General features: G+C 68.2%; 18 protein-coding genes. 13 read left to right on the forward strand and 5 right to left on the reverse strand.

From position 1 onward, the window contains the following. Position 1: 1 nt before the first annotated feature. From IEX49_RS10050 to IEX49_RS10060, 3 genes are all read left to right on the forward strand, one after another. On the forward strand, positions 2–1,051 hold the full coding sequence (locus tag IEX49_RS10050) for a DMT family transporter (RefSeq protein WP_188806027.1): 1,050 nt from the start codon (positions 2–4) through the stop codon (positions 1,049–1,051). Continuing rightward, positions 1,051–1,836, forward strand: a complete 786-nt coding sequence (locus tag IEX49_RS10055) for an IclR family transcriptional regulator (RefSeq protein WP_188806028.1) — start codon at positions 1,051–1,053, stop codon at positions 1,834–1,836. Before IEX49_RS10050 ends, IEX49_RS10055 begins: the two co-directional genes overlap by 1 nt. A gap of 132 nt (positions 1,837–1,968) precedes the next feature. Next, positions 1,969–2,262 (forward strand): YciI family protein, encoded by a 294-nt coding sequence (locus IEX49_RS10060; RefSeq protein WP_188806029.1) that lies wholly within the window; start codon positions 1,969–1,971, stop codon positions 2,260–2,262. On the opposite strand, the gene IEX49_RS16835 is transcribed toward IEX49_RS10060, so the two are convergent. Next, positions 2,263–2,427, reverse strand: coding sequence for a hypothetical protein (locus tag IEX49_RS16835; protein ID WP_229672518.1), 165 nt, complete (start codon positions 2,425–2,427; stop codon positions 2,263–2,265). It abuts the gene before it with no gap. A 4-nt stretch (positions 2,428–2,431) separates the two neighbouring features. Here IEX49_RS16835 and IEX49_RS10065 point away from each other — a divergent pair, with 4 nt between their 5' ends. Genes IEX49_RS10065 through IEX49_RS10075 form a run of 3 tightly spaced genes read left to right on the forward strand, consistent with a single transcriptional unit; the run spans position 2,432 to position 6,305 of the window. Then, entirely contained in the window at positions 2,432–3,430 is a 999-nt protein-coding gene (locus tag IEX49_RS10065; RefSeq protein ID WP_229672520.1) for a zinc-binding dehydrogenase, read from the forward strand. Further along, positions 3,427–5,184: an FAD-dependent oxidoreductase gene (locus tag IEX49_RS10070; protein WP_188806031.1), complete on the forward strand. Its 1,758-nt coding sequence runs from the start codon at positions 3,427–3,429 to the stop codon at positions 5,182–5,184. The genes IEX49_RS10065 and IEX49_RS10070 overlap by 4 nt, the downstream gene beginning before the upstream one ends. Further along, the gene (locus tag IEX49_RS10075; RefSeq protein WP_188806032.1) at positions 5,181–6,305 is read left to right on the forward strand and encodes a Gfo/Idh/MocA family protein; all 1,125 of its coding nucleotides are present in this window, start codon (positions 5,181–5,183) and stop codon (positions 6,303–6,305) included. The genes IEX49_RS10070 and IEX49_RS10075 overlap by 4 nt, the downstream gene beginning before the upstream one ends. Before the next feature lie 100 nt (positions 6,306–6,405). On the opposite strand, the gene IEX49_RS10080 is transcribed toward IEX49_RS10075, so the two are convergent. From IEX49_RS10080 to IEX49_RS10090, 3 genes are read right to left on the reverse strand one after another with little or no spacing between them, the layout of a single operon-like run. Further along, complete coding sequence (locus tag IEX49_RS10080; protein WP_229672522.1) at positions 6,406–7,998, reverse strand: tripartite tricarboxylate transporter permease; 1,593 nt, start codon at positions 7,996–7,998, stop codon at positions 6,406–6,408. Further along, on the reverse strand, positions 7,995–8,549 hold the full coding sequence (locus tag IEX49_RS10085) for a tripartite tricarboxylate transporter TctB family protein (protein ID WP_188806033.1): 555 nt from the start codon (positions 8,547–8,549) through the stop codon (positions 7,995–7,997). The genes IEX49_RS10080 and IEX49_RS10085 overlap by 4 nt, the downstream gene beginning before the upstream one ends. A gap of 2 nt (positions 8,550–8,551) precedes the next feature. Further along, a complete protein-coding gene (locus IEX49_RS10090; protein WP_188806034.1) occupies positions 8,552–9,538 on the reverse strand; it encodes a tripartite tricarboxylate transporter substrate binding protein in 987 nt (328 codons plus the stop codon). A 355-nt stretch (positions 9,539–9,893) separates the two neighbouring features. On the opposite strand from IEX49_RS10090, the gene IEX49_RS10095 reads away from it, so the two are divergent. The 7 genes from IEX49_RS10095 (at position 9,894) to IEX49_RS10125 (ending at position 22,581) form a co-directional block, all read left to right on the forward strand. Further along, positions 9,894–10,949 carry a LacI family DNA-binding transcriptional regulator gene (locus tag IEX49_RS10095; RefSeq protein ID WP_188806035.1) on the forward strand — a complete coding sequence of 352 codons (1,056 nt, stop codon included), beginning with the start codon at positions 9,894–9,896 and terminating at the stop codon, positions 10,947–10,949. Positions 10,950–11,245: 296 nt separating this feature from the next. Beyond that, the gene (gene rplJ, locus IEX49_RS10100; RefSeq protein WP_188806036.1) at positions 11,246–11,791 is read left to right on the forward strand and encodes a 50S ribosomal protein L10; all 546 of its coding nucleotides are present in this window, start codon (positions 11,246–11,248) and stop codon (positions 11,789–11,791) included. 86 nt (positions 11,792–11,877) lie between these two features. Further along, positions 11,878–12,264 carry a 50S ribosomal protein L7/L12 gene (gene rplL / locus IEX49_RS10105; RefSeq protein ID WP_188806037.1) on the forward strand — a complete coding sequence of 129 codons (387 nt, stop codon included), beginning with the start codon at positions 11,878–11,880 and terminating at the stop codon, positions 12,262–12,264. Between the two features lie 285 nt (positions 12,265–12,549). Further along, complete coding sequence (locus IEX49_RS10110; protein ID WP_188806038.1) at positions 12,550–13,812, forward strand: acyltransferase family protein; 1,263 nt, start codon at positions 12,550–12,552, stop codon at positions 13,810–13,812. Positions 13,813–14,063: 251 nt separating this feature from the next. Continuing rightward, a complete protein-coding gene (gene rpoB, locus IEX49_RS10115; protein ID WP_188806039.1) occupies positions 14,064–17,585 on the forward strand; it encodes a DNA-directed RNA polymerase subunit beta in 3,522 nt (1,173 codons plus the stop codon). Positions 17,586–17,661: 76 nt separating this feature from the next. Then, on the forward strand, positions 17,662–21,558 hold the full coding sequence (locus IEX49_RS10120; RefSeq protein ID WP_188806040.1) for a DNA-directed RNA polymerase subunit beta': 3,897 nt from the start codon (positions 17,662–17,664) through the stop codon (positions 21,556–21,558). Positions 21,559–21,675: 117 nt separating this feature from the next. Further along, positions 21,676–22,581, forward strand: a complete 906-nt coding sequence (locus IEX49_RS10125; RefSeq protein WP_188806041.1) for an aldo/keto reductase — start codon at positions 21,676–21,678, stop codon at positions 22,579–22,581. An 8-nt stretch (positions 22,582–22,589) separates the two neighbouring features. Here IEX49_RS10125 and IEX49_RS10130 read toward each other — a convergent pair whose 3' ends face one another. After that, positions 22,590–23,879: a lipid II:glycine glycyltransferase FemX gene (locus IEX49_RS10130; protein WP_229672524.1), complete on the reverse strand. Its 1,290-nt coding sequence runs from the start codon at positions 23,877–23,879 to the stop codon at positions 22,590–22,592. Positions 23,880–23,893 lie beyond the last annotated feature (14 nt).

A 23,893-nucleotide genomic window follows, 5' to 3' on the forward strand; every position in this document is an offset into this window, starting at 1 on the left:
CATGGGCAGGACCCTGTCACTGCTCCTGGCGCTGGCCGGCGGCGTGGCGATTGCGGTCCAGGCTCGGATCACCGGTGCCCTGAGGGCCGAGCTGGGGGATGCCTCCCTGGCCGCGACGGTGACGTTCGGCTCCGGCCTGGTGTTGATGCTGCTCGTCAACGGCCTGGTCCGGGTGAACCGCCGCGGGGTGGTCCAGCTGGTCCGGGGTGCGGCCACGGGGCGGTTCCCGTGGGTGTTCGTCTTCTCCGGGCTCCTCGGTGCCTTCGCCGTGTACGGCCAGGCCGTCACCGTGGACCTCGTGGGGGTCGCGCTGTTCTCCCTCGTCTTCATCTCCGGGCAGATGCTCTCCTCGACGCTGATGGACACGCTCGGGTGGGTGCCCGCCGGGCGCCACCGCCTGAGCCTGCGGAGGGCGGTGGGCGTGCTCGCGGGACTGGCCGGCGTCGGGCTGGCGCTCTCCCCGCGCCTGTTCGGAGGCGGGTTCGGGGGTGCCGGGGGTGCAGGAGTGGCCCCGGGCTCTGAGTTGCTGCTGGCCCTGGGCCTGCCCCTGTTGATCGTCCTCGCCGGCGGCCTGCTCCAGCCACCCCAGATGGCGATGAACGCGGTGATGGGTGCGGCCGTGGGCCGGATCGAGCCGCTCGTGCTGTTCAACTACCTGATCGGGACGATGGCCCTGCTGGCCGTGGCCGCGCCGCAGATCGCGGCCGGAGGCCTGGCCCGACTGCCCTGGGGCCCGGGGGACTGGTGGTACTACACCGGTGGCCTGCTGGGTTCCGTGGTGGTGATCGGCGGGGCCCTGCTGACGCGGACCATCGGCTCGCTGCTCTTCACCCTCGGGCTCGTCGCCGGCCAACTGGCCGGGTCACTGGTGGTGGACGCGGTGTGGCCCACGCGCGGCGCCGAGGTGACCTGGCAGGTCATGACCGGGGCCATCGTCACGCTGTTGGCCCTGGTGCTGGCCTCCTCCAGCACGCTGCGGACCTCGCTGCGGACCTCGGCCCGGACGCCGCCCGGGAAGCCGTTGCAGACCACCAGGACCGGGAGCTCCTGATGGCCAACTCACGTTCCGGCGAATCGCTGATCCAGCGCCTCGTGCGGGTGTTGCACGCCTTCGATGCCGATCACCCGGAACTCACGGCCTCCGAACTGGCCGTCCGCACGGGCCTGTCCTCCTCCACCGCCCACCGCCTGGCGGGGGACATGGCCGAGGAGGGGCTGCTGCGGCGCACCCCGGACGGCCGCTTCCGGATCGGCCTGGTGCTGTGGGAACTGGGTCAGCGCAGCTCCACCTATCAGGAGTTCGGCCAGGCGGCGCTGCCATTCATGGAGGCCGTGCATGTCACCCAACGCCAGAACACCTCGCTGGCCATCATGGACCACGACGACGGCACGATCATCTATCTGGAACGACTGATCAGCAAGGACGTCCCGACGGACCTGACCAAGGTCGCCGGTCGATTGCCGGTGCTCTCCACAGCCCCGGGACTGGCTATCCTGGCGCACTCACCGCGCCAACTCCAGGAGCGGTACCTCACCTCGACCTGGGACCAGGCCACGCGCAATTCCGGCATCACCGAGGTGGGGCTGCGCCGCCGGCTGGCGCAGGCCCGCACCGACGGCTATGCCCACCTGCGCGGGGTCACCGTGCCCGGCTCCTCGGGGACGGCCGCGCCCGTCTTCGGACCGGGAGGCCGGGTCCTGGGCGCCATCTCGATCGTCGCCGAGGTGGATCAGATCAACCTCCAGATCCAGGCCCCCGTCCTGCTGGCTGCGGCGCGGGGGCTGTCCCGCCAGATGGGCTCGCGGGGGAAATCCGCAGGCTGGGAGCCGTCCTGAGGACCGGATGAGGGCCGAACTCCGCATTGCCATTCAATGGGAAGGCGGAGGCGGTGGAGGGTCTCTTCCCGGCACGATGGTCTGTAATGCCGGTCACAAGACCGGCGTGCATCAACCCGAGGAGCTGTACCCATGGCCGCCTACGCCGTCACCTACGCCTACGTCCCCGAGACCGAGGAGATGGTCGCCACCCGCCCGTCCCATGTGGAGTTCCTGTCCGGGCTCCACGAGCAGGGCACGCTCCTGGTCTCCGGACGGCTGACCGAGGGGGATCCGCTGGGCGCCCTGCTGATCATCAAGGGCGAGTCCGTGGACGAGGTCTCCTCGGTCATGGACGGCGATCCGTTCTTCCAGGGCGGCTTCGTCGCCGAGCGCACGGTGCGCAAGTGGAACATCGCCTTCGGCTCGATCGAGGGCGCCGAGTAATCACATGACCTCGACCACCCCCGCCCCGGCAGCCAGCACCGATCCCGCCGCCAGCACTGCCGCCAGCGCTGCCAGCATGGCGACCGCCGCCGTGACCACGAGCCGCCGCACCATCGAGTACCGCAGCATCGCGGCACCGGTGCCGGCGCCCGGCACGGCGGTCATCCGAATGGCCTCCGTGACCCTCTGCGGCACCGATGCGCACATCTGGGATGACGACTACGCCACCGAGCTGCCGATCATCCAGGGCCATGAGGCTGCCGGCACGATCGTCGCGCTCGACCCTTCGGACACGGATGTGCACGCGGGCTCGGGGACCGGCGGCTGGGCCGTGGGCGACCGGGTGGCCATCTCCCCGATGTTCTACTGCGGGCAGTGCCACGCCTGCTCCATCGGACGCGTCAACGCCTGCCGGCACATGAGCGTCTACGGCTGCTACGAGGACGGCTCGCTGGTGACAGAGCAAGCTGTCCCGCTGGAGAAGCTGTACCGGGTTCCGGACGGACTGGAGCTGTCCTTGGCACCGATGTCCGAGCCAGCCTCCATCGCCATGCAGGCCGTCAACCGCGGCCGCGCCCAGGCGGGCGAGAAGGTCCTCGTCTCCGGCGCCGGGCCGATCGGCCTCCTGGCCACCGTCTACCTCAAGGACCTCGGCTGCGACGTCACCGTCTCGGACATGAACCCGGCCCGGCTGGCGCTGGCCACGGCCCTCGGCGCGGACCGCACCTTCACCGTCACTCCCGGGGATTTCCCGACGGCGGCGCAGCGGACTGAGCTGGACCAGCTCACCCGCGGCGACGGCCCGTCCCTCGTCATCGACGCCACCGGCGCCCCCGCCTCGGTCGCCACCGGGGTGGAGCTGGTGGCCACGGCGGGCCGTGTGGTCTGTGTCGGCATCTCCGACGCGGAACTGCGCCTGACCCTGCGCACCCTGCCGGTCAAGGAGATCGACCTGCTCGGCTCGCGCAACTCGCAGAACCTCATCGGCCAGGCGCTGGAGCTGCTGGATCGCCACCAGGACAGCATCGGTGCCCTGCTGACCCACCGTTTCGTGTTCGAGGATCTGGACGCCGCCTTCGAGACCCTCGTGGACCCCACGGCCGGCGTCGGGAAAATCGCGATCGACTTCCCTGCGGAAGACCCCACTGAAGGAGACACCAGGCCATGACCGAGACCCGCCCCGCCGCAGACCGCCCCCTCCTGACCCCCGTCCCGGAGCTCGCCGAGCGCTATGACCTGGTGGTCATCGGCTCCGGCTGTGCCGGGATGACTTCGGCCCTGGTGGCCCGCCAGGCCGGTGCCTCGGTCCTGGTGCTGGAGAAGGCGGACCGGCTCGGCGGCACCACCGCCGCCGGGGGAGGGGTGATGTGGGCCCCGGACAACCACCTCATGGGATCGCGTGACTTCACGGACACACCTGAGGACGCCGCCGCCTACCTGCGCGCGGCCACGGGTGGGAAGCTCTCCGAGGAGGAGATCTCCTGGTATGTCTCCACTGCCGCGGAGGCGGTCCGCTTCCTGGATGAGAACACGCGGGTGGACTACGCCCCGCTCTTCCGGCCCGACTATCACATGGAATGGCCCGGAGCCACGGCCGGGGGCCGCGGTCTGGACCACCGGGAGTTCGATCCCTCCGTGGTGCCGGGACTGGCCCAGACGCTGCGTCCACCGACCTACCTGCCGCTGATCACCATGGATGAGCGGGACCAGCTGCATGGCGCGGCTCCCGATCCCGCCCTGCTCGCCGGCCGCGCCGAGCGCGGGGTGCGCACGATGGGCGGCGCGCTGGCGGGTGCCCTGACCGCCTCGGCCTGGGAGGCCGGCGTCGTGATCGCGGCTCCTGCCCCCGCCACGGGACTGCGGCGTGCTGCTGACACTGAAACCGACACTGAAACCAGCGGCTGGCAGGTGACCGTGGCCGGAGAGCGGGAGATCGCGGCCGCGTCCGTGGTCATCGCCTCCGGCGGCTTCGAATGGTCGCCCGAGCTGACCGGCACCCTGCTGAAATTCCCCGTCACCCCGATCTCCGCGCCGAGCAATGCCGGAGACGGACTGAAGCTGGGCCTGTCCGTGGGCGGTTCCTTCACGGAGACCACGGACATCTGGGGCGTGCCGGTGATCACCGCCCACGGCGCCACCTATGACGGCCGTCCCTCGGGGCGGATGGGCAATGTGGAGGCCACCCTGCCCGGTGGCATCGTGGTGAACTCTGCCGGCCGGCGCTTCGTCAACGAGGCCCTGAACTACCACGACTTCTCCCGGGTCTTCGCGAACATCGACCCCGCGACCTCCCAGTACGCCAACATCCCGGCGTACCTGGTGATGGACTCGCGGTTCGTCTCCCGGTACCCCGTCGCCGGGAACCCGGTCTTCGCTGAGCCGGCCGAGGCCCCGGACTGGATGGTCCGGGCGGACACGCTGGCCGAGCTGGCGCAGCTCATCGGGGTGGACCCGGCCGGCCTCGAGGAGACCGTGGCCCGCTTCAACCCGGCGGCGGAACGCGGCGAGGACCCGGAGTTCGGCCGGGGGTCCTCCGCCCAGGACCGGCACCTGGGAGACCCGCAGAACCTCCCCAACCCCTGCCTGGCACCGCTCACGGCCCCGCCGTTCTACGCCGTGCAGCTGCATCCCGGCGCCCTGGGCACCGCGGGCGGCCTGCGCGCCGACCTGGACGGACGGGTCCTGGACTGGAACGGGGCTCCGCTGCCGGGACTGTACGCGGCCGGCAACTGCTCGGCGACCGTCTTCAAGGACGCCTATCCCGGCGGCGGGGCCACGATCGGCTCGGCCGTCACCCGCGCCTACGCCGCTGGCCGGCACCTCTCCCGGACCCGCCTGCCCCAAGCCAGTCTCGGCGGGGAGACCGGCGGGGATGCCGGCTCCCAGACCGCAGGAAGCGCAACGGAGGACGTCCACGCATGAGCGCCACAGGCTCGGAGAGCATCACTGAACCCACCGCCGAGTCGGCCGTCCGCACTCTGCGCGTCGGCATCGCCGGAGGCGGTGCGATCTTCCGCAACCACCTGGAGGCCTACCGCGCCCTGCAGGACGTCGAGGTGGTGGCCCTCTGTGACATCGACGCCGAGCGGGCCGGTGCGGTCGCCGCCGCCCATGGGATCGAGCACGCCTTCGGCTCCGTCACGGATCTGCTGGGCTGGCGCGGTGAGGACGGGCGCGGGATCGACCTGATCTCGGTGTGCACCCCGCACCCCACCCACGAGGCCGTCGTCACGGAGGCGGCCGCCGCCGGTGTGCACGTGCTGTGCGAGAAGCCCATCGCGATCGACCTCGCGGCCGCCGAGCGGATGGTAGCCGCCTGCCGCGAGGCCTCCGTGACCTTCGGCGTGCTGTTCCAGCGCCGGTTCTGGCCCGCCGCCCAGCGGATCCGGACGGCCATCGACGACGGTACGCTGGGCACCCCGATCCTCGGCCACTGCTCCGTGCTGCTGCACCGGGAACCCGAGTACTACTCCGCCACAGCCTGGAGGGGCACCTGGGACTCGGACGGCGGCGGGGTGCTGATGACCCAGGGCATCCACTACATCGACCTGCTCCAGTGGTTCATGGGCGAGGTGGTCGAGGTGCACGGGCACATGGCGACCTTCGCGCACGGCGACCACATCGAGGTCGAGGACTCGGCCGTGGCGACCCTGAGGTTCGCCTCCGGGGCCATCGCCACCGTGCAGGCCTCCACCGCCGTCACCCCGTCACTGGGCGTCCAGGTCCGCGTCACCGGTTCCACGGGCGCCACCGCGCAGGTGACCGAATTCCCGGAGGGCACCGACGGCCGGGTGGACATCTGGGCGGCCGGGGACAGCGTCGGCGCCCAGGAGACCTGGCCGTCCTCGCTCAACCCCAACGTGGACCTGGCCACCATCAACGGTGCCCTCATCCCGTGGCACCGGGCCCAGGTGGCCGACTTCGTGGATGCCGTCCGCGCCGGCGGCACCCCCGCCGTGACGGGCGAGGAGGCCACCAAGTCCCTGCGCATCCTCCTGGCGGTGTACGAATCCTCCCGCACCGGCAAGCCGGTGGTGTTCTGAGCCGATCGGCTCACTGAGGTGACGACAGGCAACGGCGCCCCCTTCCTGATGGAAGGGGGCGCCGTCGTCGTTGGTGGTGTGGTTGGTGGTGGAGATCCCGTCAGGGGATCAGGACGGACAGTCCCTCGTCCTTGTCCTTCAGGGCCTGCTTGCGGCGCAGGCGCATCTGGCGCAGCGGGGGCAGCAGGAGTGCTGCGGCCGAGATGGCGAAGAGCACCAGGGCGATGGGGCTGGTGAGGAATCCGGACCAGCCGTCGCCGATCAGGGTGCGCCGCAGGTTGGACTCCGCGAGGGGGCCGAGGATCAGGCCGAGGACGGCCGGTCCAGCGGGGAAGCCGAAGCGGAGCATGAACAACCCGATCAGTCCCATGATCAGCATGACGAAGACGTCGAAGACCGAGTTGCTGATGGAGTAGGTGCCGACCATGCAGAACACCAGGATGATGATCCAGAGGTATTGGTTCTTCAGCTCGAGCAGTTTCACCATCGACTTCATGCGGACCAGGGACAGGCCCAGCGAGAGCACGGTGGCCACCAGCAGGATTGTTGCCAGGGTGTAGACCAGCGAGGGATCGTTGGTGAACAGGGCCGGGCCCGGCTGGATGCCCCAGATCATCATGGAGCCGATCAGGACGGCCATGACCGAGTCGCCCGGCACGCCCAGCGCCATGGTGGTGGTGACGGAGCCGCCGAGGGTGGCGGTGGACGAGGTGTCGGCGGAGGTGAGGCCCTCGATGGAGCCCTTGCCGAACTCGTCTTTACGCTTGGAGAAGCGCTTGGCGTTGTCCCAGGCGATGATGCCGGCGATGTCCCCGCCGACGGCCGGAACCAGGCCGACGACGGAGCCGGTGCCGGCGCCGATGCCCATGGGCTTGACCAGCCGGCGGAACATCGCCCGGTCCGGCATCCACTGTCCCAGCTGGTTGATGGGCTTGTCCTGGACCGCGTTGCGGCGGTGGGTGACCATCTGGTTGAGGACCTCGGCCACACCGAACAGTCCGATGATCACGGGGATGAAGGGCACTCCGCCGTTGAGCTCCAGGATCCCGAGGGTGAAGCGCTGGTCACCGGTGATCGGGTCACGGCCCACAGTGGCCAGCAGCAGACCGAAGGCGCCGGCGACCAGGCCCTTGAAGATGCGGCCGGAGGAGACGCCGATCATCATCGTCAGGCCGAAGACCACGAGGGCGAACATCTCCGGTGGCCCGAACTGGCGGGCGAGGCCGGCCAGGGGGATGGCGAACAGCGAGAGCACGATGATGCCGATGACCATGCCGAACGCGGAGCCGAAGGCGGAGGCGGTCATCGCCAGGCCCGCCTTGCCCTGTTTGGCCAGGGGGTAGCCGTCGAAGGTGGTCGCGATCGAGGCCGGGGTACCGGGGGTGTTGATGAGGATGGCCGGTACCCGGTCGCCGAACTGGGCGGCCACGTAGATCGTCAGCAGGACGGCCAGGCCCTGGATGGGATCCATGGTCAGGGTGAAGCCGGAGGCCAGGGCCACGGCCATGGTGGCCGTGACGCCGGGGAATGCGCCGACCAGCATGCCCACGAGCATGCCCAGGCCGATGTACAGCAGGGTGTCCCACTGCAGGACCACGCCGATGCCGTCGGTGACGGCGGTCGCCGCGATGGGCAGGGGCAGTTGCGGCAGTTGAGGCAGCTGCGGCAGCTGGAGAAGGAGTTCGGGGATCACAGGGGCACCTTCAGGAGGACGATGAACAAGAGGTGCAGCAGGGCACCGATGATGATCGGGAGGAAGACGAGGACCTTCCAGTTCCGGATGCCGTAGAGCAAGAGCAGCACCACGGTGACGACCATGGTGATCAGCCAGAACTGCAGGACGTTGAAGAGCAGCAGGTAGCCGATCAGCACGGCGAAGGTCGCGACCATCCGGCCGATGCCGGACCAGTTCATGTCCTCGGGGATGTCGGAGGGGCGGACCCCGCGCAGCACGTTCGTGAACACCAGCAGGACGCCGAGGCCGATCAACGCCCAGGCGAGCATGGTCGGCCAGAACCGTGGGCCCAGGGCGTCCCCGCCCCGGTCGGTGATGCCACCGACCAGGACGAGGATCGTGATCCCGAGGCCGACCGACGCGGCCACGGGGATCAATTCCCGCAGCCGGTACGGCAGGTTCTTCAGCAGGACCAGGTCCTCCGGATGATCACCCGGACGCTCCGCGGTCCCCGCAGAAGAACCGGCCGTGGAGCCGGTCGTGGAGCCAGAGGTGTCAGTCGAGGACACGATTAGCCCTGCTTGGACTTCGCGAGCTCGATCCACGGGCCGTAGCGCTCTTCCTCGGCCTGGATGAACTCGGTGAACTCCCCGGCCGGAACGGAGACGGGGACCAGGTTGGACTGCTCGATGACGGACTGGTAGTCCTCGTCCTCCGTGGCCGCCACGATGGCGTCCGAGAGGGTCTGGACGACGTCGTCCGGGGTTCCGGCAGGAGCCATCAGACCGGTGAACGAGGCGTTCTGCAGGTCGACGCCCTGCTCGGCCGCGGTGGGCACGTCCGGGAACTCCTCCACACGTTCATCCGCCAGGACGGCCAGGTAGCGAAGCTCGCCGCCGTCCACCTGGGCCTTCTGGGAGCCCATGGCGTCGATGGAGAAGTCCACGTCACCGGCCGCGGCAGCGGCGATCGACGGGGCGGAGCCGTCATAGGGGACGTTGGTCAGCTCGATGCCGGCCATCTCCTGGAAGCCCTGGGCGGGGTTGTCCCACACGGATCCGACGCCGGGGGAGGAGTAGGTGATCTCGCCCGGGGCCGCCTTCGCGGCGTCGATCAGGTCCTGCAGGGTCTCGTAGGGGCTGTCCGCCTTGACGGCGATGGCGCCGGGTCCCTCGAGGATCTTGCCGAGGAAGGCGTAGTCGGCCGGCTTGATGTCATAGTCCATGAACTGCAGGGTGGCCACCTCGGCGCCCAGCATGGACAGGTTGTAGCCATCCGGCTCCTGCTCCTTGAGCCAGTTGTAGCCCACCGAGCCGTTCGCGCCGGGGCGGTTCTCCACGATGACGCTGACGCCGAGCTCGTCCTCGAGCAGCGGGGCCAGGGTGCGGGCGGAGAGGTCGCCGGAACCGCCGGCGGCCCAGGGGACGACGAGGCGAATGTCCTCGGTCGGGAACTCGTCGCCTCCGCCGCCACCTCCGGAGTTCGAGGCGCAACCGGACAGCAGCAGTCCGGCGGCGGCCAGGGTGGCCGCGGAGGTCATCAGGGTGCGTTGTTTCATGTCCGGCTCCTTGGGGGATAACTCGGGGATAACTCGGTGATCAGACGGGTGCGGTGATGTGCCCTTGAGATGAACGGTGTTGAGACCGGTGATGGCGCTCACATCAGTCAAGGTGGACAGAAGAATGACACGAAGCGAAAGTGATTGCCAGCAGATTGCCAAAAATTGCGGAAATGAGCGGACTGTGACGCCACCTTCGTGACGTCTGGCCTGTCATCAAGCGGATCAGTGGAGAAGTTCGTGCTGGACGGATCGCGGCAAAGGGTGGAAAGATCCTGCATGTCCAGTCGGTGGCATCCGCCCCGGGTGAGACGATGCCGGCCCACTCCACCTCACGCGAAAAGTTGACAACACCATGGATGTTGAACGGGACGACGCCGCTGCGGCGAGGATCCGCCTTGAAGACGTGGCCCGGGCGGCCGGTGTGGCCGCGTCCACGGCATCCCGCGCTTTCACGCGCCCCGACCGGGTGAACTTCCAGACCGTGGAGCGGGTCATGGAAGCGGCCGCTCGGCTGGGATACCGGCGTGAGCCTCCGCGGCCTGCCGCCGTTGCGCCGGCGGCCGCCTCCCGCGCGGTGAACCTGTTGGTGCAGGACCTGGCCAATCCCTTCTTCTCGGACCTGGTCAAGGGTGCCGTCAGCCAGGCTCGTTCGGCCGGCTACCTCGTGACCCTCGGCGATGCCGAGGAATCCGCCACCATGGAGCGGACGCACCTGGAGCGATTGACCGGGGATGCGAACGGTGTGGTCGCCGCGGCCCGCTGGACCTCTGATGCCGAGCTGCGGGAGATGGCACGGCGCCGGCCGCTGGTCCTTTTCAACCGGGAGGTCGCCGGCATCAGCTCGGTGGTGGCCGGGGATGCCGATTCCAGCCGGCACCTGATCGAGCACCTGCATGCCTTGGGGCACCGGAGGATCGTGTACTGCGCGGGGCCGCACAATGCGTGGAGCAACGTCCTGCGGCAGAAGGCCCAGGACGAGGTGGCCCAGACCCTGGGGATCGAGTTGATCACCACGGGGCCGTTCAAGCCGCTGATCGGCCAGGGGGCCGCCGCGGCCGCCTTGGCCTGGGCGCGGAGGCCGACCGCCATCATCGGCTACAACGACCAGTTGGCCGTCGGCATCCTCCGGCACCTGATCTCCAACGGTGTGGACGTCCCGGGGGACGTCTCCGTGGCCGGCTATGACAACACCTATGGCTCGGATTTCGTGCATTCGGGTCTGACCTGTGTGGACGCGCCGGTGGAGCAGGCCGGCCGCGCGGCCGTGGACCTGTTGCTGGCCCGCATGGCGGGAGAGCGGACCGTGCACCAGCTCCGGCTGGCCTCTGGACTGCAGGTCCGTGGCTCGACCGGTCCGGCGTCCACGTCCCCCTCCTCGGCTTCCATCCTGTCTGCGGTGCGCCGGTAGGGGCTGGACGATCTGCTTACCTGGACCCGCCCGATTTGGTGAATGGCCGGCGTCGGGCCTAAGATCGGTTGCACCAAAGACCGCCGGTCGGCAGGTACCCGGATGTTCCCTGAACCTCTGGATGCCCGTCCGTAAAGCCCTCCCGATGGAGGCGACCTGCGCAGGTGAAACCGAGCAACGCGTGAAGGATGGCTGGACCCAGGTCCGCCGTGACGTCAACGCCACGCCCTGTGCACCTGCACGGGGCGTTTTTCATTGTCAGGGGGTACCGGCCCCACAGCAATGGAAGGAGTGCCATGGCGACGTCTGAAAAGAACGCTGTTGTGGCGGAGCTGGCGGAACTGTTCCGCTCCTCCACCGCAGCAGTATTGACGGAGTACCGTGGTCTCACCGTGGCCGAGCTCAAGCAGCTCCGCCGTGCACTCGGTGAGAATGCGACCTACGCCGTGGTGAAGAACACGCTGACCGAGATTGCGGCCGATCAGGCCGGCGTCGATGCCTTCAAGGGCAAGATGACCGGCCCGTCCGCTATTGCCTTCGTCTCCGGTGATCCGGTGGACGCGGCCAAGGCGATGCGTGACTTTGCCAAGGACCACGAGGCCCTGGTCGTCAAGGGCGGCTACATGGAGGGCCAGTTCCTCGATGAGGCCGGCATGAAGAAGCTGGCGGACCTTGAGTCCCGCGAGGTTCTGCTGGCCAAGCTGGCAGGTGCCATGAAGGGCAACCTGTACAAGGCCGCCTACATGTTCCAGGCCCCCCTCTCGCAGGCAGTCCGCACCGTGGACGCCCTGCGCGCGAAGGTCGAGGAGCAGGGTGGCGCAGCTGCGCCGACCGCCGAGTAACACCACCCCGGCCGCTCTCGCGGCCACCCACACCATCACATCCGTGAAAACTCATCCGTGATCACACGGAAGTAAAGGAGCCCACCATGGCTAAGCTGTCCACCGAAGAGCTGCTCGAGGCCTTCTCCGAGCTGTCCCTCATCGAGCTGTCCGAGTTCGTCAAGGCCTTCGAGGAGAAGTTCGAAGTGACCGCAGCCGCTCCGGTCGCCGTTGCCGGCGCCGCTCCGGCCGCTGGCGATGCCGGCGAGGCTGCCGAGGAGCAGTCCGAGTTCGACGTGGTCCTCGAGTCCGCTGGCGACAAGAAGATCGGCGTCATCAAGGAGGTCCGCGCACTGACCTCGCTGGGTCTGAAGGAAGCCAAGGACCTCGTCGACTCCGCTCCGAAGGCCGTCCTGGAGGGCGTCAACAAGGAGACTGCCGACAAGGCCAAGGAGACCCTCGAGGGCGCCGGCGCCACCGTCACCCTCAAGTGATGACGGCGGCCTGAGCCGCTGTTCGTCTCCTTCAGTCCGGTCCCATCCGACCCGCTCCGGCGGGGAGGGTGGGGCCGGACTGCTTTAACCCCCGGTCAGTTTGCTCTCGTCCTCCTGCTCATCCTCCTGCTCATTCGCCTGTTCTCACCGGATTCCCAGCGACCGCCCAGACGGGGTTCGTAAGGTAACGAAATCATCAAGGACGGGATGCAAGCAGAGCCCGACGCGCGGGGGACGGGAACCTGAGCGCGGCGCGGCTCGGTATGTGAGGGAGGGCGCCGGCCCATGGTCGCGACGACGGAACTGCCGCGGATCGAGGTAGATCAGCAGGTTGGTCAGCAGACTGATCACCAGGCTGATCGGCAGGCTGATCACCAGGTCGGCCGCCGGGCAGATGATCGGGCAGGAAATCAGGGAGCAGACCGGCCACGGCCCCGCCTCGCCCCGCTGGATGGGCTCCGCCTGGTCGCCGCCCTCGCCGTGGTGCTCTTCCACTGGACCGCCTGGCACCACGATCACTGGGGCCGCCACGGGGAACCGGCCGCCGAGGCGTGGCCGTGGTTGAGCCAGTTCAGCTCCGTCGGGGCGCTCGGCGTCCAGCTCTTCTTCGTCATCTCCGGTTTCGTGATCCTGCTCTCATCCTATGGGAAGTCGCCGGCGAGGTTCATCGGTTCCCGGGTGGGGCGTCTGTACCCGGCCTACTGGGTCGCGGTGCTGGCCACCGCCACGCTGACCTTCGTCCTCTGGCCGGAGATGGGCTCCCAGCGGTCGCCGGTGGACATCCTGGCGAACCTGACGATGTTCCAGGGTGGCCTCGGCGTCGGGCATATCGACGGCGTGTACTGGACCCTGTGGGTGGAGATGAAGTTCTACCTCTGGATCCTCGCCTTCACCCTCATCGGCATGACGGTCCGCCGGGTGCTCGTGTTCACCTTTGCGTGGCCGATCGTCGGCAACGCGCTGTACTTCGGCCTGCATGGGGCCGGCCAGCCCATCGGCTGGGTGGAGCACGTGTTCTTCCCCCAGTACTCGGCACTGTTCGCCGGTGGGATGGCCCTGTTCCTGCTGTTCAAATTCGGCCACACGCCGCTGCGGTGGGCGGCGTTCGTGCTGAACGCGGGTGCCGGCGGCCTCTGGTCCGCCCGCGTCCAGCAGGCCGAGACGCTCAAGCTCACCGGCTATGACTACCCCTTCTGGGCCTTCGTGGCCGTTGTCGCCGGGCTGTTCGTCCTGGTCGCGCTCATCGTGCTGACCCCCCTGGCCTCCCTCCGGGTGCCGGGGATGACTCTGGCGGGACAGCTGACCTACCCGGTCTACCTTCTGCACCAGCTGTGGGGGTGGTGGCTGATCTTCCTGCTCTCGCCGTACCTGCCGCGTGAGGTGGTGCTGGTCCTGACCCTCGCCGCGGTCCTCGGTGCCGCGTGGCTGCTGCACCGGTGGGTCGAACGCCCGCTGGGACCGCGCCTGCAGCGAGCAGTGACGGCCGGCGTCGGGACGTGGCCGGTGGTGGGGCGGCGACTGGCGCGGGCCCGCACGCCGGTCTCCTAGGGATTCTCTGGATTCTGGGGTTCCTAGCATATTCACAGCCACGGGAACAGGACCGGCTGGACTTCGGGCGTGCCGAAAGTTAGTATGGTTCCTTACGTCTCCCCTGAAGTCCACTTTGTCATGCCACCGGTCGCGTCCGGGGGGCATTTCGGTGTGGCATTCGGTCTGGCCTTCAAATAGCGGTGGGCCCCGGTGCTGTGGACCAGTGGGGGAGTGCACGGAAGTAAAGACGGTCTGTGGAAGGATCCCTCTTGGTCGCCTCGAGCACCTCAAATACCGAAACCGCTAATTTCCCCGGGGGCGTCTCGCCCCGCTCCGGCGCCAGTGCCGGCCGAATCTCGTTCGCGAAGATTCATGAGCCGCTGGAGGTCCCGGACCTGCTGGCCCTGCAGACCGAGTCGTTCGACCGGCTCGTGGGCAACGAACGCTGGGCCGAACGGGTGGCCTACGCTCGCGAGATCAACGACGACTCCGTGGCGGTCACGTCCGGCTTCGCCGACATCTTCGAGGAGATCTCCCCGATCGAGGACTTCCAGGGCACCATGTCCCTGTCCTTCACTGATCCGGAGTTCTCGGACCCGAAGATGCCGGTCGACGAGTGCAAGGAGCGCGACACCACGTACGCCGCTCCGCTGTACGTCAAGGCCGAGTTCATGAACAACAACACCGGCGAGATCAAGCAGCAGACGGTGTTCATGGGCGACTTCCCGCTCATGACGGACAAGGGCACCTTCGTGATCAACGGCACCGAGCGTGTCGTCGTGTCCCAGCTCGTCCGCTCGCCCGGTGCCTACTTCGAGCGCACCCCGGACAAGACCAGTGACAAGGACATCTTCACCGCGAAGATCATCCCGTCCCGTGGTGCCTGGTTCGAGCTCGAGGTGGACAAGCGCGATCAGGTCGGCGTCCGCCTGGACCGCAAGCGCAAGCAGCCGGTCACTGTGCTGCTCAAGGCCATGGGTTGGTCCGAGTCCCGCATCCTCGAGGAGTTCGGCCAGTACGACTCGATCCGCGCCACCCTCGAGAAGGACCCCACCGAGGGCCAGAACGAGGCGCTTCTGGACATCTACCGCAAGCTCCGCCCGGGCGAGCCCGCCGCCGTGGACGCCGCACAGAACCTGCTGAACAACCTGTACTTCACCCCGAAGCGCTATGACCTGGCGAAGGTGGGCCGTTACAAGCTCAACCGCAAGCTGGGCGTGGACATGCCGCTGTCCGACCCGCACGCCTCCGTGCTGACGCAGGACGACATCGTCCAGATGGTCCACTTCATCGTGGCCCTGCACGCCAACGAGAAGACGATCACCGGCAAGCGCGCCGGCGAGGATGTCGAGGTGCGCGTGGAGGTCGACGACATCGACCACTTCGGCAACCGTCGCATCCGCGCCGTGGGCGAGCTGATCGAGAACCAGATCCGCACCGGCCTGTCCCGTATGGAGCGTGTCGTGCGTGAGCGCATGACCACCCAGGACGTCGAGGCGATCACCCCGCAGACCCTGATCAACATCCGCCCCGTGGTGGCCTCGATCAAGGAGTTCTTCGGAACCTCCCAGCTGTCCCAGTTCATGGACCAGAACAACCCGCTGGCGGGCCTGACCCACAAGCGGCGTCTGTCCGCGCTCGGCCCGGGCGGCCTCTCCCGTGACCGTGCCGGCATGGAAGTCCGTGACGTGCACCCGTCCCACTACGGCCGCATGTGCCCCATCGAGACCCCGGAAGGCCCGAACATCGGCCTCATCGGCTCGCTGGCCACGTTCGGGCGCATCAACCCGTTCGGCTTCATCGAGACCCCGTACCGCAAGGTCGTGGACGGGATCGTGACCGAGCAGGTGGACTACCTCACCGCCGACGACGAGCTGGAAGCCCAGATCGCCCAGGCCAACGCTCCGTTGAACGACGACGGCTCCTTCGCCGAGGACCTCGTGCTCTGCCGCCAGCGCGGCGGCGGCGGCGAGCCGGTGCTGTCCTCCGTGGAAGACATCGACTACATGGACGTCTCCCCACGCCAGATGGTCTCCGCCGCCACGGCGCTGATCCCGTTCCTCGAGCACGATGACGCCAACCGCGCTCTCATGGGTGCGAACATGCAGCGCCAGGCCGTGCCGCTGCTCCAGGCCGAGGCGCCCCTGGTGGGCACCGGCATGGAGAAGTACATCGCCGTCGACGCCGGCGACTCCATCACGGCCGATGCCCCCGGCGTCGTGACCGAGGTGGCTGCGGACATGGTGACCGTCATGAACGACGACGGCACGATGCGCCACTACCCGATCATGAAGTTCGCCCGCTCCAACCAGGGCAACGCGTACAACCAGCGTGTCCGGGTTACCGAGGGCGACCGCGTGGAGAAGCTGTCCATCATCGCGGACGGCCCTGCCACGGACCACGGCGAGCTGGCGCTCGGCAAGAACCTTCTCGTCGCGTTCATGCCCTGGGAGGGCCTGAACTACGAGGACGCCATCATCCTGTCCCAGCGCATGGTCTCGGACGACGTGCTGACCTCGATCCACATCGAGGAGCACGAGGTCGACGCCCGCGACACCAAGCTGGGCGCGGAAGAGGTCACCCGGGACATCCCGAACGTCTCCGACGAGGTCCTGGCGCAGCTCGACGAGCGCGGCATCATCCACATCGGTGCCGAGGTCGAGGCCGGGGACATCCTGGTCGGCCGCGTGACCCCGAAGGGCGAGACCGAGCTGACCCCCGAGGAGCGCCTGCTGCGTGCCATCTTCGGCGAGAAGTCCCGCGAAGTGCGTGACACCTCTCTGAAGGTGCCCCACGGCGAGTCCGGCACCGTCATCGGCGTGCGCATCTTCGATCGCGACGAGGACGACGACCTGCCCCCGGGCGTGAACCAGCTGGTCCGCGTGTACGTGGCCCAGAAGCGCAAGATCACCGACGGTGACAAGATGGCCGGCCGCCACGGTAACAAGGGCGTCATCTCCAAGATCCTGCCGATGGAGGACATGCCGTTCCTCGAGGACGGCACCCCGGTGGACATCATCCTGAACCCGCTGGGCGTTCCGGGCCGCATGAACCTGGGCCAGGTCATGGAGCTGCACCTGGGCTGGGCCGCCTCCCGCGGCTGGGACATCCAGGGCGAGCCGGAATGGATCAAGGATCTGCCGAACTTCCCGCGCTCCTCCGGTCCGGTCAACGTCGCCACCCCGGTGTTCGACGGTGCCGAGGCCCACGAGATCGAGGGCCTGCTCGGCCACGTCAACGTCACCCGTGACGGCGACCGCCTGATGGGCACCAACGGCAAGGCCACCCTGTTCGACGGCCGCTCCGGCGAGCCGTTCCCGGACGCGGTCTCCGTGGGCTACATGTACATGCTGAAGCTGCACCACCTGGTGGATGACAAGATCCACGCGCGCTCCACCGGTCCGTACTCCATGATCACGCAGCAGCCGCTGGGTGGTAAGGCACAGTTCGGTGGCCAGCGCTTCGGTGAGATGGAGGTCTGGGCCCTGGAGGCGTATGGCGCTGCCTACACCCTGCAGGAACTGCTGACCATCAAGTCCGATGACATCCACGGTCGTGTGAAGGTCTACGAGGCCATCGTGAAGGGCGAGAACATCCCGGAGCCGGGCGTTCCGGAGTCCTTCAAGGTCCTCATCAAGGAAATGCAGTCGCTGTGCCTGAACGTGGAGGTCCTCTCCGCCGACGGCACCGCGATCGAAATGCGTGACTCGGAGGATGAAGTCTTCCGGGCCGCCGAGGAACTGGGCATCGACCTGTCCCACAACGAGCCCAGCTCGGTTGAAGAGGTCTGAGCAACACCCGTTCCCCGTCCCACCCCAGACTTCATCCACGATTCGAAAACGCAAGGAATCAGGAGTTCAACGGACCATGTCCAACGACAACTCATCATTTGGCCTCATGCGCATTGGCCTCGCGACCGCGGACGAGATCCGCAATTGGTCCTACGGCGAGGTCAGGAAGCCCGAAACCATCAACTACCGCACCTTGAAGCCCGAGAAGGACGGACTCTTCTGCGAGAAGATCTTCGGCCCCACCCGGGACTGGGAGTGCTACTGCGGCAAGTACAAGCGCGTGCGCTTCAAGGGCATCATCTGTGAGCGCTGCGGCGTCGAGGTGACCCGTTCCAAGGTGCGTCGCGACCGGATGGGCCACATCGAGCTGGCCGCCCCGGTCACCCACATCTGGTACTTCAAGGGTGTGCCCTCCCGTCTGGGCTACCTGCTGGATCTGGCCCCGAAGGATCTCGAGAAGATTATCTACTTCGCGGCCTACATGATCACCTCGGTGGACGAGGAGGCACGCCACGCCGACCTGCCGAACCTGCAGGCCGAGCATGACCAGGAGACCCGTCACCTGACGGACACCCGGGATGCCGACATCGCCGCCGTCGCCGGTGACCTGGAGAAGGACCTCGCCAAGCTCGAGTCCGAGGGGGCCAAGGCCGCCGAGAAGAAGAAGGCCCGTGACTCCGCGGACAAGACCATGGCGCAGATCCGCAAGCGGGCCGACGCCGAGCTGGACCGGATGGAGAAGATCTGGGACCGCTTCAAGAACCTCAAGGTCGCCGACCTCGAGGGCGACGAGGGCCTGTTCCGTGCGATGCGTGACAAGTACGGTCAGTACTTCGAGGGCTCCATGGGCGCCGAGTCGATCAAGAAGCGCCTGGAGACCTTCGACCTCGAGGCCGAGGCCGAGTTCCTGCGCGAGGTCATCAAGACCGGCAAGGGCCAGCGCAAGACGCGGGCCCTGAAGCGCCTGAAGGTCGTCAACGCGTTCCTCACCACGGACAACTCCCCGCTGGGCATGGTCCTGGACGCCGTCCCGGTGATCCCGCCGGAGCTGCGCCCGATGGTGCAGCTGGACGGTGGCCGCTTCGCGACCTCCGACCTGAACGACCTGTACCGCCGCGTGATCAACCGCAACAACCGCCTGAAGCGTCTGCTGGACCTCGGTGCTCCCGAGATCATCGTGAACAACGAGAAGCGCATGCTCCAGGAAGCGGTCGATTCGCTGTTCGACAACGGACGTCGCGGCCGTCCCGTCACCGGGCCGGGCAACCGTCCGTTGAAGTCGCTCTCCGACATGCTCAAGGGCAAGCAGGGACGCTTCCGCCAGAACCTGCTCGGCAAGCGCGTGGACTACTCCGGCCGTTCCGTGATCGTGGTGGGCCCGCAGCTGAAGCTGCACCAGTGCGGCCTGCCGAAGCAGATGGCCCTGGAGCTCTTCAAGCCCTTCGTGATGAAGCGCCTGGTGGACCTCAACCACGCCCAGAACATCAAGTCCGCCAAGCGGATGGTGGAGCGCTTCCGCCCGCAGGTGTGGGACGTGCTGGAAGAGGTCATCACCGAGCATCCGGTGCTGCTGAACCGCGCACCCACCCTGCACCGCCTCGGCATCCAGGCCTTCGAGCCGATGCTGGTGGAGGGCAAGGCACTGCAGCTGCACCCGCTGGTCTGTGGCGCCTTCAACGCCGACTTCGACGGTGACCAGATGGCAGTGCACCTGCCGCTGAGCCCGGAGGCGCAGGCCGAGTCGCGACTGCTGATGCTGTCCTCCCACAACATCCTGAAGCCCTCCGATGGCCGCGCCGTAGCCGTTCCGGCCCAGGATATGATTATCGGCCTCAACCACCTCACCACCGTGCGTGAGGACGAGGTCGGCGCCGGGACGGAGTACTCGTCGGTCGCCGAGGCCATCATGGCTTTCGACGCCGGCCAGCTGCACCTGAACGCACCGGTCAAGATCACCGTGGAAGGCTTCATCCCGTCCGCCCAGAGCCCGGCCCCCGAGGGCTGGGAAGAGGGCTCCCCGGTGGTGCTGGACACGACCCTCGGCGTGGTGCTGTTCAACGAGCTGCTCCCGGTCGACTACCCGTGGCTGTCCACGCAGGCGACCAAGGGCACCCTCGGCGCACTGGTCAACGACCTGGCCGAGCGGTACCCGATGGTGCAGACCGCCGCGACGCTGGACAACCTCAAGGACGCCGGCTTCCACTGGGGCACCTGGTCGGGCGTCACCGTGGCCATCTCGGACATCACCTCGGACTTCGACAAGGCCTCCATCATGGCCGGGTACGAGGACCAGGCCCTCAAGGTCCAGGCCCAGTACGAGAAGGGCCTGATCGCTGACGAGGAGCGCCGTTCCGAGCTGATCGACATCTGGAACAAGGCCACCGACGAGGTTGCCGCCGCCATGCAGGCGGGGCTGCCGAAGCTCAACACCATCAACCGCATGGTGACCTCCGGTGCGCGTGGTAACTGGCTGCAGGTCCGGCAGATCGCCGGCATCCGCGGCCTCGTGGCCAACCCGCAGGGCGAGATCATCCCGCGTCCGATCAAGTCCTCCTACCGTGAGGGCCTGTCCGTGCTCGAGTACTTCATCGCCACCCACGGTGCCCGTAAGGGCCTCGCGGATACGGCGCTGAAGACCGCCAACTCGGGTTACCTGACCCGTCGTCTGGTGGACGTGTCCCAGGACGTCATCGTCCGCGAGGAGGACTGCGGCACCGAGCGCGGCCTGACCGAGATCATCGGCGTGCCGAACGCCGACGGCGAGCTGGTGCGCCACGAGACCGTGGAGAACTCCTCGTTCGCCCGGTCCCTCGCGGTCGATGTCACCTCCGAGGACGGCACCGTCCTGGGCCAGTCCGGCGAAGCCATCGGCGACGTGGCGATCGACGCCTACATCGCCGCGGGTGTCACCGAGATCAAGGTGCGCTCCGTGCTCACCTGCGAGTCCGCCGTCGGGACCTGCGCGAAGTGCTACGGCCGCTCCATGGCCACGGGTCAGCTCGTGGACATCGGCGAGGCCGTGGGCATCATCGCCGCACAGTCCATCGGTGAACCGGGAACCCAGCTCACCATGCGTACCTTCCACACCGGTGGTGTCGCCTCCGCAGACGACATCACCCAGGGTCTGCCCCGTATCCAAGAGCTCTTCGAGGCCCGTACCCCGAAGGGTGTGGCCCCGATCTCCGAGGTCGCCGGCCGCGTGGTCATCGAGGACGGCGAGAAGCAACTGCGGCTGGTGCTCACCCCGGACGACGGCTCCGAGGAGATCGCCTACCCGGTGCTGCGCCGTGCGCGTCTGCTGGTGTCCGATGGCGAGCACGTGGGCGTCGGTACCCAGCTGGTCGCCGGTGCCGTGGACCCGAAGCAGGTGCTGCGTGTGCTCGGTCCCCGGGCCGCCCAGAAGTTCCTGGTCCAGGAGGTCCAGGACGTGTACCAGTCCCAGGGTGTGGGCATCCACGACAAGCACGTGGAGGTCATCGTCCGCCAGATGCTGCGCCGCATCACCGTCATCGAGTCGGGCGAGACCGACCTGCTGCCGGGCGAGCTGACGGACCGCGCCCGCTTCACCGCCGCGAACCGCAAGGCCGTGGCGGAGGGTCGCCAGCCGGCCTCCGGTCGTGACGAGCTCATGGGTATCACCAAGGCCTCGCTCGCCACCGACTCGTGGCTGTCCGCCGCATCCTTCCAGGAGACCACCCGCGTCCTGACGCAGGCGGCCATGGAGGGCAAGTCGGATCCGCTGCTGGGCCTGAAGGAGAACGTGATCATCGGCAAGCTGATCCCGGCCGGCACCGGCCTGGATCGCTACACCAAGGTCAACGTCGAGCCCACCGAGGAGGCCAAGGCCAACCTGTTCACCGGGCCGGCCGGCTTCGCGGACTTCGACTACCCGGGCCTGGATTCCTCGGCCACGCCGGAGTTCCACGCGATCTCGCTGGACGACTACGGCATGGGCGGCGACTTCCGCGGCTGATCGCTGACTCAGCACCACACAGAGTGACCTGGCCCCGTCTCACCAGACGGGGCCAGGTCACTCTGTGTGTTAAGGCCCGGTGGAACTTCTCGACGTCGGCGTGACAGGCTGGGTGCCATGGTCACCCAGAGATACGCTCAGCTTTCCGGCACCGGCACCAACATCGGCAACAACATCTACAGCAACACCGGCAACAACGACGACGGCACCGTGCTCCCCGCCGTCCAGATCCCCCTGATCGGGCTCGGCACCTGGCCGTTGACCGGCGCAGACTGCACCGAGGCGGTGGCGAGTGCGCTCGAGGCCGGGTACCGGCACGTGGACACGGCCGAGAACTACCGGAACGAGGACGCGGTGGGGCGCGCCGTCGTCGGCTCCGGGATCAGCCGGGACGAGGTCTTCGTGACCTCCAAGTTCAACCGGGAGTGGCATGGGCCGGTGGACACGGTGCGCGCCGGCCTCGAAGCCGGGCTCGAGCGGGCCGGGCTGGACTACTTCGACCTGTACCTGGTGCACTGGCCGAACCCGGGCCTGGACCGGTATGTGCAGGCGTGCGAGTCGCTGGCCGAGCTGACGGAGTCCGGACTCATCCGGTCCTGGGGCGTCTCCAACTTCACGCCGGCGCACCTGCAGCGGGTGCTGGAGGCGGGGCTGGTGCCGAGCGTCAACCAGATCCACTGCCAACCGACCGATGCCCAGCCGGACGTGCAGGAGGCCAACACCGCGGCCGGGGTCCTGACGGCGGCCTACACCCCGATCGGGCGGGGGAGCGAGTTGCTCGGCCGCCCGGAGATCACCTCGATCGCCTCACGGCTGGGGCGGACGCCGGCGCAGGTGGTGCTGCGCTGGCACGTGCAGCAGGGGAGGATCGCCATCCCGAAGTCGGCCGACCCGCAGCGGCAACGCGAGAACCTGGACGTGTTCTCGTTCGAGCTCACGGTCGATGACCTCGCGGCCGTCGATGCGCTCGACGCCGGCGTTCCGTCGGAGACGCGCCAGGACGCGGAGACGTTCGGGCACTGACAGGGAGGCTAGCCCCGGCGGGACATGTACAGATTGAAGCCGCGGGCCAGCCACCGGTTCACGGGGTAGTCCCACTCGCCGAGTGTCTGGACCACGTCCGCCCCCATGGTCGTCTTGAACCGGGTCAGCCCCGCCAGCTCGTAGTCCGGGTCCAGTGAGGGGCTCATCCCGCCGAGGTCGTACCAGGTGCACCCGGCGGCGAGGGAGTCCTGGATCTGGCGCAGCTGCAGGGCTCGCGGGGCGTAGCGCTTGCGTTCCTCCGAGGACGAGGCCCCGTAGACGTACCACCCGAACTGGCCCTGGCGGACGTAGATGGCGGCGGCCAGCAGTTGCTCGCCGAAGTGGGCCAGGTACAGGGTGCACTCGGTGTCCACTGCGGTGTCCGCGGCCTTGCCCCCGGAGCCACCGGAGCCACCGGAGTCACTGGAGTTCAACTCGGCGAACATGCGCTGGAAGTAGGCGAGCGGGCGCCCCGTGAAGCCGTCGCGTGACGCGGTCTCCTCGTAGAGGGCCTGCCACGCCGGGAGGTCCTCCACCGTGCCCACGGACACCGTGAGCTCGGACCGGGTCGACTTGCGGGTCTGCCGGCGGGACGTCGAGTCCATCCGGTTCAGGGCGGCCTCCAGCGCGGGGGACTCACCGTTCTTGTTGGGCTCCGCCATGGTGCCATCGGACGCGATGTCCAGTTCCGGCTGCAGCGGGATGCGTGCCTGGAACTGGGGCTGCCCGGCCTCGAACTCCTCCGACTCGGACGGAGCCTGCCAGCCCAAGGCCAGGAGGCGGGAACGGACGTTCTCGGCGGCAGGGTCGGTGTGGAGGGGGGTGAGGTCGGTGACCGAGCCGTGCGTACCCGCGGCCAGGGCCTTGCGGACCTCGGATCCGTCCCAGCGGTTCACAACGCCCGGCAGACCCACGCGGACGAGGAACGCGCCGCGGGATTTGAGGTACTGCACCAGGGGCACCAACACGGACTCCAGCTGCACCGCGGAGGAGTCGAACACCGGACCCTCGGCGATATAGGCGAGGGAGCGCTTCTTCAGCACCGGGACCGGGACGGGCAGCCGGCGGAACAGCACCAGGGCCGTTGCCTTGAGGCTCTGACCGTCGAAGAAGCCCAGGGAGTCCCCGCGCCAGTCGATCTTCACCCCGGGCCACTGCGGGTTCTGGAGGAAGGAGGCCCCGGGGTGATCCGCCAGGAACCGCCCATGGTCTGCGGGAGTGATCCGCCGGACCGTCAGGGGCCGGGAGACCTGGCCGGAGGGGGCGGGGGAACCGAACGGGGAAGCTAGATCTGGCACGACCCCCACCCTAG

Origin of the sequence: Citricoccus zhacaiensis (assembly GCF_014645315.1) — a bacterium.
Taxonomy (GTDB): domain Bacteria; phylum Actinomycetota; class Actinomycetes; order Actinomycetales; family Micrococcaceae; genus Citricoccus; species Citricoccus zhacaiensis.

Bases quoted from the DNA above. Each gene is read 5' to 3' on its own strand.
- IEX49_RS10050 (WP_188806027.1), top strand. From the start codon at position 2: ATGGGCAGGACCCTGTCACTGCTCCTGGCGCTGGCCGGCGGCGTGGCG.
- IEX49_RS10055 (WP_188806028.1), top strand. From the start codon at position 1,051: ATGGCCAACTCACGTTCCGGCGAATCGCTGATCCAGCGCCTCGTGCGG.
- IEX49_RS10060 (WP_188806029.1), top strand. From the start codon at position 1,969: ATGGCCGCCTACGCCGTCACCTACGCCTACGTCCCCGAGACCGAGGAG.
- IEX49_RS16835 (WP_229672518.1), bottom strand. From the start codon at position 2,427: ATGACCGCCGTGCCGGGCGCCGGCACCGGTGCCGCGATGCTGCGGTAC.
- IEX49_RS10065 (WP_229672520.1), top strand. From the start codon at position 2,432: ATGGCCTCCGTGACCCTCTGCGGCACCGATGCGCACATCTGGGATGAC.
- IEX49_RS10070 (WP_188806031.1), top strand. From the start codon at position 3,427: ATGACCGAGACCCGCCCCGCCGCAGACCGCCCCCTCCTGACCCCCGTC.
- IEX49_RS10075 (WP_188806032.1), top strand. From the start codon at position 5,181: ATGAGCGCCACAGGCTCGGAGAGCATCACTGAACCCACCGCCGAGTCG.
- IEX49_RS10090 (WP_188806034.1), bottom strand. From the start codon at position 9,538: ATGAAACAACGCACCCTGATGACCTCCGCGGCCACCCTGGCCGCCGCC.
- IEX49_RS10095 (WP_188806035.1), top strand. From the start codon at position 9,894: ATGGATGTTGAACGGGACGACGCCGCTGCGGCGAGGATCCGCCTTGAA.
- rplJ (WP_188806036.1), top strand. From the start codon at position 11,246: ATGGCGACGTCTGAAAAGAACGCTGTTGTGGCGGAGCTGGCGGAACTG.
- rplL (WP_188806037.1), top strand. From the start codon at position 11,878: ATGGCTAAGCTGTCCACCGAAGAGCTGCTCGAGGCCTTCTCCGAGCTG.
- IEX49_RS10110 (WP_188806038.1), top strand. From the start codon at position 12,550: ATGGTCGCGACGACGGAACTGCCGCGGATCGAGGTAGATCAGCAGGTT.
- IEX49_RS10120 (WP_188806040.1), top strand. From the start codon at position 17,662: ATGTCCAACGACAACTCATCATTTGGCCTCATGCGCATTGGCCTCGCG.
- IEX49_RS10125 (WP_188806041.1), top strand. From the start codon at position 21,676: ATGGTCACCCAGAGATACGCTCAGCTTTCCGGCACCGGCACCAACATC.